A 12746-nucleotide genomic window follows, 5' to 3' on the forward strand; every position below is an offset into this window, starting at 1 on the left:
GCGAAAATAGACATCGGAAATAAAGACACGTAGTGATTAGATTAAGTGAATTAGGTCGACTTTGGCCTTCCGGCCACTTTGAGATCAAATCGACCAGTGTACACGATAGCTTCTTCTCGAGCGTCAGAGATGCTTCTAAAAGACAATGTCGGAAACACCCTTCTGGCTTCTTCTTTCAACATTGCTGCAGGCTTCACCTCTTCACCATTGTTGATGCGCTCGATAATCCAATCCCGACAACGTGACCTATCAGACAACTTAGATGGCTTACCACCACTAACCTTAGATCGAATATAGGCAGTCAAATCCTCTACGTGAATTCTGGCATCGACTCGTCCCGGACCATCCAGCCAAAGTGAATTCTTCTCCAATTCGATAGTGAAAAATTCTGCCGCTGCGTCGGTTGCCTTCAACTGTCGCTGACGGTCTCCCGTGAAGTAAGTCGTCCGCACTTTGCCGCTCTCTAGCGCCAACCGGAGATTGGCCATCGCATCTACTCTCAGAGGCGACTCCTCGTCCCAAACAAACTCCTCACTCCAAGCTCTTCCAAAAGAGAGATTTCCCACAATTTGAAATGCTTCGCGAGGATCTACAAACTCAGGTTTAGTTATGCGGCTCAAGTTTATGATCCTTACCTAGACTGCCTACGACCTGCGCCCATTGCTCCAACGCATGACGCTTCTCGGTCAAGTACGTATAGCGATTGTATGTTGCCCCAACGCCTGAGACGACCCCTGATTTGTGGTTCGTTACAGCGTCGATGACGTGCGGCAGCACACCCAGTTTGGCCATCCCTGTTGACGCTGTCCGCCGGAAGTCGTGGAAGCGCCAGTCGGCTGTGTCGTCGGGCAATGCCGCATCTAAGCGTCGCTTGAGGCGACCGAAGCCAGACACCGGGTTTCTGCCGTTCGTCGTAAACACAAGGTCGCTATCAATGAACCGTGGCACTGCATGGAGCAGATCGATCGCAGCCTCTGGAAGCGGCACCATGTGGACCTGCGAGTTCTTCACACGCGCACCGGGTAGCGTCCAGATGCCGTCCTCGAAAAAAATTTCCGACCAGCGCATCCCTGCGACTTCGCCACGTCGCTGACCCGTCAGGAGCAGCATCTTGATAAACTGCTCGAACGGATACCCTTCCCCCTCAGCAGCGTTCCAGATTGCGATCAACTCTTGGTCCGTCAACACCCGGTCTCTGGCGTATTCTCGGCTCGGGGGCTTGAGGGCCGCAATCGGAGAGACTTCAATCATGCCCCGGTCAACGCACCAGTTCATGAGCTTCTTGATGGCGGCCAGTGCACGGTTCGCTCGTGTCGGCGTGCCACTTGCAATGATAGAGTCGAGAACGGCGACAACGTCGCGGCGTCTGATTTCATCAATGGGCCTGTCAAACAGGGACCGGAACTTCCTGAGGATGCTTTGTGATCCTCGCCAGTCTTTGGTGTTTGGTTTCGCGTACAGGTCGATGAATTGATCAACGACCTCACGGAGTGTAGGAGTTGCCTCAACTGGCAAATCGTCTTTTGCCGCGTATACCCCCAGTGCAACATCCCGCGCGATCTGCGTCGCTTTCTGCCGAGCCTCAGCTAGCGAAATCAAAGGATACGTCCCGACCGCAATTCGAAGGCGGCGGCCGTCCACACGGCACTTGTAGTCGAAGACCTTCCTCCCGGTCCTGTACACACGCACGCCGAAGCCTTGCATCTTGGCATCGCGAACCTCGATACGGTTCTTCTCACCAGGATCAAGACTATTAAGCAACTTGGTGGTTAGGACTTTCTTCATAGCGACAGTCTAAGATAGTGGAGGCTTCGGCGTCAGGGACAATCTGAGGGGTTTTGAGGCGCACTGAAGCGGATGCTTCCCACACTATCCTCAGACTTAGGCCGCGTATGGACGCTATATTCATGCTCGTGATCTGCGCTTCCACTCGGCAAACTGCAGACCCACTTCCAAAGCGGACCTCACCCTCAAGCGCGACATCGGAAACATAGGGCGGGAAGCTGCAATTCGCTGCAACATACATCAACGGCGGCTTTGAGGACGACTGCTACTTCGCGCGTCGCGCGAGGCCGTCCTGGATGGTCTTGATTTCATCTTCAAGGTGCGGGCCACGATAGACAAACGACGTTTCGTGCCGGGCGAATTGCCCGTTCCGATCCGCGCTGAGCCAGTTGAATGATCCAACACAGAGAAGCGCCTTGTCGACGGTCACGATCTTGCTGTGGAGTTTCGGAACCCGTTGAACCGCGACACCGATCGCGGAAAGCCTGCGTTCAACAGCTTCCATCTGGCTCAGCCCACCTGCGGCCGGGCCGGTGTTCAGCAGAGGATCGGCAACGACTTGGATGTCTGCCCCACGCTGGCGAGCGGACGCCATAGCGTCTAATAGACCAGTCCGCTCGATCGTTCCGGCAACGACCCACGGGCTGACGATCATGTATCTCCGCCCCTCGCCCTTTAGTGCATTCAAGAGGAAGGCATCGTGCTCAGCGGAGTGCTGAATCATCTCGATTTGAGCGTCGCCGCGGGTCAGGTCCTCGCGCGGCTCCATGGCAAAATCCAACGCCTTGCCCTTGGCCGCAAGGAATTCGGACAGCAATGCGCGTGGAGAACCGCTGCGGGCGGTGGCCAGGATGTCCATATCGCCGAAGACGAGGCAGCTATCCTTGGCCCTCGACACTGTCACGTTCAACATGCTGGGCGAGGCATCGATGAAACCGCCATCCGCGTGTTTGGAGTAGACTGGCGAGAAGATCACCACGGGCCGTTCGGCCCCTTGCAGCGCGTGCACGGTGCCGATGGTCATGCCTTCACGACCGGACACGGTGATGCCGCGTGCGGTGCAGGCGTCCCGGATGGCGCGCACTTGCTGGCCAAAGGGCGTGACGAGCCCGACAACCTGCTCAAGCGGAAAACCGTAGCGGCCTTCCAGACGTGCGCGGTTTTCTTCCAGCCATGCTGCGATGGTATGGGCCTCGACGGGGTTGGCGCGGCTGCCACTGTTCGAGAAGGCACGGCCTTCGACATGCAGGTAACCCAGTGCCGGAAGGGGCGCGTTCGCCGGTGCGGGGCCGCGCATCGGGCGCAGTTTGCCCTTGTAGCATAAGGCATTGCTGAAACCGATGATCTCATCATGGCAACGGCGATGTTCAAATAGGTAGAGCCCGCGATCCAGCTCGGGCCAGGGCGCGACTTTGCAGGCCTGCTGCGCAAGACGCATGGCGCTGCCGTCGGTTGATCGGATGCCGCTCGCGGACAAGCGATCGGGCACTTCCTCGCCGTCGATCACCCCGCTGTCCTTGAGATTACCAATATCGACAGGGCCGGGCACGGCCGAGATCGGCTCGATCTGCTGCGTGTCGCCGATGACCAGCGCGCGTTTGGCCAAGGCGAACGAGGCGCCAGCGACCTCGGGCAGGACTTGCCCAGCTTCATCGACGATTAGCAGGTCGATGAAATTATAAAGGCTGTCGGACGCGAACTTGCCGCCTTGGTAGCGGCTGCACGACAGCTTCTTCGGCAGGCTGGCAAAGGTGGCCACGGCGCAGGGCGTCAACATCATGCGACGTTGCCAGCGTGGTTCGACGGCCTTTCGCCCGGTCTTTTCATGCGACGTGGTGATGGTGCCGAGATCGGCTTCCATTGCCATCAACCACCGTCCTTCCCAGTAGTGGGTCGCGAGCAGGAACAAGTCAAAACGGGTCCCGAGATCAGCCCGCCGCTCCAGCGCGTCCAAGTCATCCGAGCCCCCGAAGGCCTCAGCCGCCTCGCGCCAAGCCAATTCGCTGGCCGTGGCTTGCTGTCTCAGGTCCTCTGCTCGGGCCAAGAGCTGTTTGGCAGAGGCAAGGCTCTGCTTCCCGTGTCTCAGGGCATCCGCGACCCGCGTTTCGATATCCTCGACACAGGTCATGTCTTGCAACCCGTCCAGCCGATCTCCGATAGTCAGTCGCGCCTTCAAAGCGCGCTTGTGCTTGACCGAAGAAATGAACCCGAAAAGGCCGGTGAGCCAAGATTCGGAGGCAAAATAGTGATCCAGCGCCGCGCGTGCGGCGGCCAGTCGATCCGCCTCTTCTTGTCTGGCGCGGAGCGTATCCGCGCGACGGGTCTGTTCTGCGCCCGGATCTTCGCCCAGCTCGGATAAGAGGGCGGCGGCGCAGGTTCTGCGGCGGCCCAAAGCCTCGTCGACCTGTCGGAGCTTGTTGGCCTCCTCGCTCAGCCGATCTCGGAGCAGCGCGACAAACCCGGCGACGTCTGCGTCCTTTACACCCGGGAATGCCTTGCCAGCCGCGTCCAGCCAAGCGGCCCGTGCGCGTTCGACATAGGCCACGGACTCACATTCCGTCTGGAAGGCCTCCGTTTGATAGCGCTGCGCAGCCTCCATGCGCCGGGAATGCGACGGGAGAAACATCCCAAAGCTCTTGATGTCCGGCAGCCAGCGCCCGGCAAATACGCCGTCGCCCACTGCGAAATCCTTACCAAAGGCGTCGATGATGTTGGTGACCGCCTGGTTGTTGGACGAGGCCGCGACGATCACAGGCGGCTCTCCCCCATCGAGAGCAGCCTTTACCCACAGCCCTGCCACAGCGGAGAGGAGCATCGTCGTTTTGCCGGTCCCTGGCGGGCCGTTCACCGCGATCACCTCGCCCGGTTTTGCGACGTCGAGCCAGGCCAGGACATGCCGTTGTTGTTCGGCCAAGGGGAAGTGTGGATTCGAATGCCCGAGGCGCCGATAGAATTCCTTCTCGATGCCGTGGTCCATCGCGGTCTCAGGGCGATGGGGCAACGCAATCTGGTGTAGAAGCGGCGTGTCCCGTTCATTGGCTAGCAGGCTGTCGTAAAGATCCAGCATCCCGCGCACCGTTGCATCGGCGCCTTCCGATACCTCAATGAATCCGCTTCCGGTCGGCAGATACTCCGCCTCGTCAGAGGGCCAGGCCGGCGCCAGGGCGTCGACCATCTGACGGCAATGCTTGCGGTAGTCCTGCCACCTGTCGGCCGTCGCCATTTCAGGAAGGGGCGTCGTCGTGAGGAAATCGTCGAGCGCCTCCACCGATCCAAGGGCAAAGGCACCCCTGGGCAAGGGCGTCAGCAGGTCGCGCGCAATGGTATTGCGAGTCGGCACGATCCGCCCCGCCCGATCCACGATGCCCTCGGTGACCACGGGGGCGACAATTTCTGGCATCCCATCGGCGCGCGACGCGGCATGTGAGGCTTTGCGGGCGGTCACCAAGGGCCAGAAGCGAACCGAAATCGTTGTAGAACCATCCTTTCCGCTGAACAGTGTCTGGACCAGCTGCTTGGGAAGGCTACCCGTCTTCAGCGCTTCATTCGGGAGCACCAGAAATCTTTTTCGATCCGCAGTCCGAAACGTCCCTTCACCAAGCGCACCATCCGCCAGAGATGTCCGCCAATACCGCAGGACGTTGGACAGTAGTGCGGCCATGAGGGGATCACCGTGGGACTGTTGCGGGCAGAAAATTGAGTAAGCTCTATGGCTTGCTTTGAGATTTCCTGATTAGTGTCCTTTTGAAAGTGGAAGGGCAAGTGCTGGCCTTCCAGGTCTCCGGCCCGTCGCCGCGCCGCTTCGTATTCAACTCAGAAAGTCCCCTCCCTCAGCAGATCGGATCTTCACCATCCGGACGATTCTTCACCGCGATGAGAAAGTCTGGTTCCGGGAAGCCGCGCCGCAGTGATGGCGGCTTTGGCAAAGGTCGGTTATGGGCCGATCGCTACAGGGCTGTCTATACGGCAACGGGGAAGCCTCCATGATCAAAGACACCGGTTTTGGTTCAAACCCAACCGTTTCATGTCAGATGCAAAGGAAGGGTGCTTAACACTTTCCAAGATCGGCCAGAGCACTGTGGCGTGAAACCGTATTGGTAATAGTGTTAAGTTAACCTCGGCGTTCCGCATTTCCGCCTGCGCTACGCGGTGCAGGAAGGTCCGCTAAGCGGACAAAGCGCCATTTTGCTGCGGCTGCGCAAATGGCTGCTTTAGGCCTGGCGCACCAATAGAACATTGCAGCAGGACACGTCGGTTAATCCGTATAGCTTCGGCAGGCATCGACCCCTACGGCTGTCGAGGCAAGTAGTTGATCTGCGTCGCGGATGAGATCAGCGATCCGCCTGTCCGCAAGGCGATACCGGACGAACCGACCTTCGTTCCTGCGACTGACCAGACCGCAATCCAAAAGGCAGCGCAGATGGTTCGAGACATTGGGCTGACCAAGCCCTGTTTGGGTAACGATTTCCTGCACGCTGCGTTCGTCCGACAGTAGCGCATCGAGGATCGCAAGACGGCTGGGGTCGCCGAGACCCCGGAAGAGCTTTGCCCGCGGCTCAAGGGTGTCAGCTGCCGAAAGATCGTCTTGAATGTTTTGCAATGTCATATCATTATCCACTGATACGTTAGCGGCGACTTCTTTCGCACGCTACCTTCAAGAGGATCGCATATGAGCCGAGCAGATAACACCACATTGCCTACAACGTCTTTGCCGATCCGGATGCGGGTGCATGGCATGGACTGCGCCAAGGATGCCGCCGAGATCGAACGGGCCGCTCGGTCTGCGGGCGTGGCTGAAGGCGATGTGAAGGTGTCTGCCGCAACCCATGTCATGACATTGCGGATCGCCGAAGACGACTTGCCGAAAGTGCGTCCAGCACTGGACGCAACCGGCTATGGCTTTGAGCTGATCAAGAGCGGGGATACATCGTCCGATCCGGCTTACAAAGACCCGAGCTATCGCCGCGCGCTCTGGATCGTGGTCCTGCTCAATCTCGGCTACGGGGTGATCGAGATGTTCGGCGGGTTCCTGTCCGGATCGCAAGCTTTGAAAGCAGATGCCCTGGATTTTTTGGGCGACGGCGCAATCACCTTTCTGGGCCTGCTCGCTATCGGTTGGAGTCTGACATGGCGGGCGCGGTCGGCGATGATCCAGGGCGTGTTCTTGGGATTTCTGGGGCTTGGCGTTGTCGGCAGCACAATCTGGCGTGTCCTGAATCAGACGACACCAGAGGCCGGGTTAATGGGAGCCTTCGCCGTGGGCGCGCTGATCGTAAACATTCTTGCGGTGCTGCCGCTGCTAAAACACCGCAAGGGCGACGCCAACATGCGGGCCGTATGGCTGTTCTCCCGGAACGACGCCATCGGCAACCTTGCCGTGGTGATCGCTGCCGGACTGGTCGCCTGGCTCGGCAGTGCCTGGCCTGACCTCATCGTTGCTTTCGCCATCGCAGGGCTGTTCCTGCATTCGTCATGGATGATCATCCGGGATGCGCGGAGTGATCTGTCAGAAACCGAGTGATCTGGCGGAAAAGCTGACGTGCGAACCGGAAACCGACATTCGCCACTGCGCAGCGAGTCCGGAACTTTGGGCTCGTTCCTGACATTAGCTGCATCGAGCGCTGAGGCCTACTTAGCGGACAAAGCTGTCGTTTCCAATGAGCGTCATGCTTGCGAGCTGAGCTCCCGCCGCGCTACCGTGAGTATTAACCGGGACAGCTCGTGAAGCTGGTCGGCGGCCAGCCGATTGATCTGCCAGAACAGGTGCCGCTCCAGCATCTGTCCGGGGGCCAGCTCGACCAGATCTCCGCGCTCGAGATGGCGTCTGGCGAGCTGTACCGGATTGAGCGCCCACCCCATGCCGGCGAGGCTTCCCTCAAGGAAGCTCTGCGTCGAAGGAAGCCAGTGCGTGGGGAATGACATGTCTTGCCCGAAAACCTCGCGCGCCCAGACGTTCTGGAGCCGGTCCTTCTGGTCGAAGGTGAGAGCGGGCGCGCGTTGGAACGCCTCCTTCGTGAGGCCGTCAGGGAAGTATCGGGCAACGAAGTCGGGGCTCGCCGTCGCCTGGTAGCGCAGCGCACCGAGCGGCGTGACACGACACCCCTGCACAGGACGTTCCAGCGAGGTAACGGCGGCAAGCACGCGACCGCGCCGCAGCCAGTCGGCGGTATGGTCCTCGTCGTCGATCGCCACATTCACGAGATAGTCGGTGGCCCTGGTGAAGGAGGCGATGGCCTCGAGAAACCAGGTCCCGAGGCTGTCGGCGTTCGTCGCCACGTTGAGGGTTACCTGTCCGGCACCTTCCGCCCCGGAAAGTTCAGGCAGATGTTCCATGAGATCCTTTTCGAGCATCCCCACGCGGTCCATGTGCCGGCAAAGCGCAAGGCCTTTGTCCGTGGCGGTGCATGGCGTTCCACGCTCGATGAGCACCGCGCCGAGGCGTTCCTCGAGATGCTTGATGCGCTGCGAGACAGCCGACGGGGTCACGTTGAGAGAAGCGGCGGCTCTTTCGAAGCTGCCGGTCCTGACGACCGCGGCGACGGCGCGAAGAGCTGCATAGTCCACAGCCATTTAGTTTTCCTTTATTGGCATCAGCGTCTTTAATTTGTCTAATCTACTGCGACCGAATAGTCCAAGGGCAGTTTTTTGAACCAGAGGCCCACATATGGATATCGCAGTTTTTTTCACCGGCATGATGATGAGCCTCAGCCTCATCGTGGCGATCGGCGCGCAGAACGCCTTCGTGCTGCGACAGGGGTTGCGCGGCGAGCACGTCCTGGCTGTCTGTCTCACTTGCGCGGTCTCGGACGCGATCCTGATCACCGTCGGGGTGACCAGCTTCCACACCGTCTCGGAGTGGTTGCCCTGGCTCGAGCCGGTGATGCGCTACGGCGGCGCGGCCTTTCTGATCTGGTATGGCGTGAAGAGTCTTCTGTCCGCGTTGCGCTCGAATGAGGCGTTGGCCGCGGATTCCTCGCTGCCGATGACCGATCTCTTCCGCACGCTGATCGCCTGCCTCGCGATCACTTGGCTGAACCCCCATGTGTATCTTGACACGGTCGTCCTGCTGGGGACCATTTCCACGCAGTTCACCGACAGCCAAGGGTCTTTCGCGATCGGCGCGATTTTGGGGTCGTTCGTGTTCTTCTTCGCTCTCGGCTACGGTGCCACCAAGTTGAGACCGATGTTCGAGCGGCCAGCGGCCTGGCGCGTCCTGGAGACGCTCATCGCGCTGGTAATGTGGCTCATCGCCTTCAAGCTGCTGGCCGGAACCTGAGAGGACACGTCATGGAGAATTTCAACCACCTGCTCGTCGTCTTCACCGCCTATGTGATCGCGGCCGGGAGCCCCGGTCCGAGCACCCTTCGGATCATGGGCGTGGCGATGAACCATGGTCGCCGGGCCGGGCTGGCCCTGGCGGCGGGCGTCATCTCCGGATCGCTGTTCTGGGGGCTGTCTGCGGCCACCGGTGTTTCCGCGCTGCTCGCGCGCTATGCCGAGGCCCTGATCCTCCTGAAGATCTGCGGCGGCCTATACCTGCTCTACCTTGCGGTGCGGGCGGCCCGAAGCGCGTTGACGTCAGACTGGACAACCTCAAACGGACCGGCGCGAGAAGAGACTCCTCCGTCCTCGATCGCGCTCTACCGCCATGGCTTGATCATGCATTTGGCGAACCCGAAGGCGGTGCTGGCCTGGATCGCCCTGGTCACGCTCGGCCTCGGCGCTGAGCCATCCTGGCGTGACGTGGCCACAATTCTGGCAGGTTGTGCGGTCCTGAGCGTGATGATCTTCGCCGGCTACGCGCTCGTGTTTTCGACGGCACCGATGATCCGCCTCTACCGGAAGGCCCGGCGCGGGATCGAGGGCGTTCTGGCCGCCTTCTTCGGGTTCGCCGGTCTCCGCCTGCTCATGTCACGCTTTTGAAGGAGATATTCGCATGACCTTGTTCACCGGCCTGTCGGCCTTCCCGCTCACTCCCACTGATGACGAGGGGCAGCTGAAACCCGAGCTTCTGCAACGGTTCCTCGAGCGGATCGTGGCTGCGGGAGCGGATTCCATCGGACTGCTCGGCAGCACCGGCGGATACGCCTACCTGATACCGGAAGAGCGCAAGCGCACGCTGCGGGCTGCCGTGGACTGCGTGGCAGGACGGACGCCGCTCATCGTCGGTATCGGCGCTCTAACAACCGATGTTGCCGAGAACCTTGCGCGAGACGCCCGACAAGCTGGCGCAGACGGCCTGCTTCTCGCGCCCATGTCATATCAGCCGTTGACCGATGATGAGGTCTTTCGCCATTTCGAGGCCGTCGCCGCGGCCGGCGAGCTGCCCCTGTGCATCTACAACAACCCGGGCACCACCAAATTCACCTTCAGCCCGGACCTGATCGCGCGTCTGGCCGAAATCTCGAACGTGGCCGCGGTCAAGATGCCTTTGCCGGCGGACAGCGATTACGCGGGCGAGATGCGGAGCCTGCGGGCCGTGACGCCGGATGGCTTCGCCGTGGGCTATAGCGGCGACTGGGGGGCGAAGGACGCGCTGCTCGCCGGCGGTGCCTGCTGGTATAGCGTCGTGGCCGGCCTCTTGCCGGAACCCGCTCTCGCGCTCACCCGCGCGTCTCAGGCCGGGAATGCGGCCGAAGCCGAGCGCATCGATCACGCTTTCGCTCCCCTTTGGGCGCTGTTCCGCGAGTTCGGCAGCTTCCGCGTGATGTTTACCATCGCGGAGATCCTCGGTCTCGGGCGCATCACCCCGCCGCGTCCGACCCTGCCGCTCGAGCCTGCCTCCCGCGAAAGGGTCGAGGTGGCGCTGCGTCCGCTGCTCCAGGACGCCGTCTGATCAGGGGACTGTGCTTACGCCGGGAATGTCTTGAAAGGGCTCGAAGAAGACGTTAGCTGCAACGAGCACCGAGGTCGGCAGAGCGGACTTTGCTGCCGTTCGAGTTTTGGCTGTTAAGGTCCGCTTTATGCGGTTTGCGATAGCCGTCATTCGTCCTTGGGGCTACCTGAGATATTCGCGGTTCCGATTGCGCGACCAAGTTCACCCGAAAGCAGCGGCTTCGAAAGCATTGCGTCCGGACGAATCGCTGCTTTCTCTTCGTCGGTCACTTGGTGCAGGCTCCCGCTCACGATGATGGACGGAATATCCATCTCACGACGAAGCACCAACGCTACATCCTGCCCGCGGCTCCCATCGGCAAGCTGAAGATCGACGATTGCAAGATCAGGAACGGAATCTCGGGCCATCTGGATCGCCTTTGACGCAGTCGCGGCGATGCCGACGACGTCATGTCCCATTTCATCAAGCTGCCCTTCCAGATCAAGCGCGATGAAGATGTTGTCTTCAACCACGAGAACTTTCAGAGTGGCGGCTCCCTCATTCGGGAAAAAAGATTCTTGTCCGCCAGCCATTCTTACTCTCTATCTCGATTGTTCCACCCAGTTGTGATGCCATTCCCTCAATCAAACGCTGACCGAGACCTGACGATGGTGGCTTAATGTCCGAACGATCGGAAGCCCGGTTTGTTCCGTCGTCTGCAACCTCGAGAGTGATTAAGTCGTCGCCGTTACGCCGCAGACTGATGGTCACGGTGCCTTCTTCATCTGGCTCAAAGGCGTGCTTGAACGAGTTGGTGACCAGCTCGTTCACCGCCAGAGACAGCGTGACGGCCTTGTCGGTTGGAAGCCGGATTGGGTCCACGTCGAGTGTGATCCGGACACCCCCGCCTTCACCTGAAAGCGAAGCGTGAAGGTGCTCTTTCAACCGTTCCAGGTATCTGTCGATCTGGACCGAACGCACGTCTTCGTCCTCGTAGAGCGAGGCATGGATCGCCGCGACGGCGTTCACGCGCGCCGTAGCGGCCTTGAGCGATGCGCGCGCGGCCGCGTCCGTGGTCGCAGATGCCTCCAGGCTAAGAATGCTCGCAACCATCTGGAGAGAGTTCTTCACCCTGTGGTTAACCTCTGCGATCAGCACGTCACGCGCTTGGACCGCCTCGCGCAGGCTCTCTTCGCGTTCGCGGATCGATGTCACGTCAAGGACGATGCCGACGATCCTGACCTCATGCGTGTCCGGATTTCGGACAGACTCGCCATGGCAAATCGCCCATCGCACGGCCCCATCGGGGCGCACGATCCGGTAATCAAGATTCAGGTCGGACCCTATGGTTCGGCTGGCCAGCCCGATCTCGGCTAAAGTCGTCTCAAGGTCATCGGGATGGATGCGGTCGAAAAACGCTTTTGCCGCTGTGACAGTCTCTCCTGCTTCAAAGCCGAACAGCGCATCCAATTGCGGCGAGCGGGTCAGCCTCCCGGAGGCCGGGTCGAGCTCGAAATAGCTGAGTTCCGCGCCGCGCATTGCAGCCCTTCGCTTCGCAGCGTCAGCGCGCTCCCCCAGAACGCTCCGCGTAACGTCTTCGGCTGTATGGATCACATGGGTGACGCGTTCGGGCTCGGATGTATCGGCGAAGACGGGTGAGTTCAGGATGCGCCAGTATCTTGTGCCGTAGCGGCCGTCGGCTTCTTGGACATCGTGCTGTCGCAATGGCATTTCCTGTGCCTTGCCTGTCGCGACAACTGCGTCTGTTGAGGCCTGCAATTCCGCCTCGGCGTCCGAGTTCGGGTCGTCTGGATTGGCTGGGAAGGCTTCGAAAACCCGGTTCCCGACCAGATCTTCTGGCTGGCGGCCCAGCATGGCGCAATAACGTTGGTTCGCCGCGACAATCCGGAGGTCTGGCGTAAACACCATCTGTGCCGACGGTGCCGCATCAAAAAAAACCCCCAGATCGATACGGCTCACTTCTTCCATTCTGGTGCCCTCCAGCAGCACGATTTAGCGGGAGCTCAGCCCAAATATGCAAGCTTAAGGAATGACCGTCGTCGATTCCCTGCGTGATGTTGGAAACACGGATACCAAACAGACTCTTGGGCGAGCAAGACGCGTTTGTAGGGCTGCTATATAGCTT

The 12746-nt window shown here is 60.1% G+C and carries 11 protein-coding genes; 4 read left to right on the forward strand and 7 right to left on the reverse strand.

Translation table 11 applies throughout. The features are described 5' to 3' along the window. Window positions 1-50: 50 nt before the first annotated feature. From KYE46_RS16140 to KYE46_RS16155, 4 genes are all read right to left on the reverse strand, one after another. Window positions 51-620: a hypothetical protein gene (locus KYE46_RS16140; RefSeq protein WP_219002054.1), complete on the reverse strand. Its 570-nt coding sequence runs from the start codon at window positions 618-620 to the stop codon at window positions 51-53. Beyond that, entirely contained in the window at window positions 604-1785 is a 1182-nt protein-coding gene (locus KYE46_RS16145; protein WP_219002056.1) for a tyrosine-type recombinase/integrase, read from the reverse strand. The genes KYE46_RS16140 and KYE46_RS16145 overlap by 17 nt, the downstream gene beginning before the upstream one ends. A 265-nt stretch (window positions 1786-2050) precedes the next feature. Continuing rightward, entirely contained in the window at window positions 2051-5446 is a 3396-nt protein-coding gene (locus KYE46_RS16150) for an AAA domain-containing protein (protein WP_219002058.1), read from the reverse strand. 594 nt (window positions 5447-6040) lie between these two features. After that, the gene (locus KYE46_RS16155; protein ID WP_014132722.1) at window positions 6041-6391 is read right to left on the reverse strand and encodes an ArsR/SmtB family transcription factor; all 351 of its coding nucleotides are present in this window, start codon (window positions 6389-6391) and stop codon (window positions 6041-6043) included. A gap of 63 nt (window positions 6392-6454) precedes the next feature. Here KYE46_RS16155 and KYE46_RS16160 point away from each other — a divergent pair, with 63 nt between their 5' ends. Next, entirely contained in the window at window positions 6455-7306 is an 852-nt protein-coding gene (locus tag KYE46_RS16160; RefSeq protein WP_038068544.1) for a cation diffusion facilitator family transporter, read from the forward strand. A gap of 143 nt (window positions 7307-7449) precedes the next feature. Here the strand turns inward: KYE46_RS16160 and KYE46_RS16165 are convergent, their stop codons facing one another. Continuing rightward, window positions 7450-8355 (reverse strand): LysR family transcriptional regulator ArgP, encoded by a 906-nt coding sequence (locus KYE46_RS16165; RefSeq protein ID WP_114291561.1) that lies wholly within the window; start codon window positions 8353-8355, stop codon window positions 7450-7452. 94 nt (window positions 8356-8449) lie between these two features. Here KYE46_RS16165 and KYE46_RS16170 point away from each other — a divergent pair, with 94 nt between their 5' ends. Genes KYE46_RS16170 through KYE46_RS16180 form a run of 3 tightly spaced genes read left to right on the forward strand, consistent with a single transcriptional unit; the run spans window position 8450 to window position 10621 of the window. Then, entirely contained in the window at window positions 8450-9061 is a 612-nt protein-coding gene (locus KYE46_RS16170) for a LysE/ArgO family amino acid transporter (protein ID WP_219002060.1), read from the forward strand. Between the two features lie 11 nt (window positions 9062-9072). Further along, on the forward strand, window positions 9073-9708 hold the full coding sequence (locus KYE46_RS16175) for a LysE family translocator (protein WP_219002062.1): 636 nt from the start codon (window positions 9073-9075) through the stop codon (window positions 9706-9708). 13 nt (window positions 9709-9721) lie between these two features. Then, window positions 9722-10621, forward strand: coding sequence for a dihydrodipicolinate synthase family protein (locus KYE46_RS16180; protein ID WP_219002064.1), 900 nt, complete (start codon window positions 9722-9724; stop codon window positions 10619-10621). 146 nt (window positions 10622-10767) lie between these two features. Here KYE46_RS16180 and KYE46_RS16185 read toward each other — a convergent pair whose 3' ends face one another. Both KYE46_RS16185 and KYE46_RS16190 read right to left on the reverse strand, forming a co-directional pair. After that, the gene (locus KYE46_RS16185) at window positions 10768-11193 is read right to left on the reverse strand and encodes a response regulator (RefSeq protein WP_219002066.1); all 426 of its coding nucleotides are present in this window, start codon (window positions 11191-11193) and stop codon (window positions 10768-10770) included. Continuing rightward, on the reverse strand, window positions 11159-12589 hold the full coding sequence (locus KYE46_RS16190) for a sensor histidine kinase (protein ID WP_219002068.1): 1431 nt from the start codon (window positions 12587-12589) through the stop codon (window positions 11159-11161). Before KYE46_RS16190 ends, KYE46_RS16185 begins: the two co-directional genes overlap by 35 nt. Window positions 12590-12746: the final 157 nt, after the last annotated feature.

The organism is Gymnodinialimonas ceratoperidinii (genome assembly GCF_019297855.1).
In the GTDB taxonomy this organism is placed as follows: Bacteria; Pseudomonadota; Alphaproteobacteria; order Rhodobacterales; family Rhodobacteraceae; genus Gymnodinialimonas; species Gymnodinialimonas ceratoperidinii.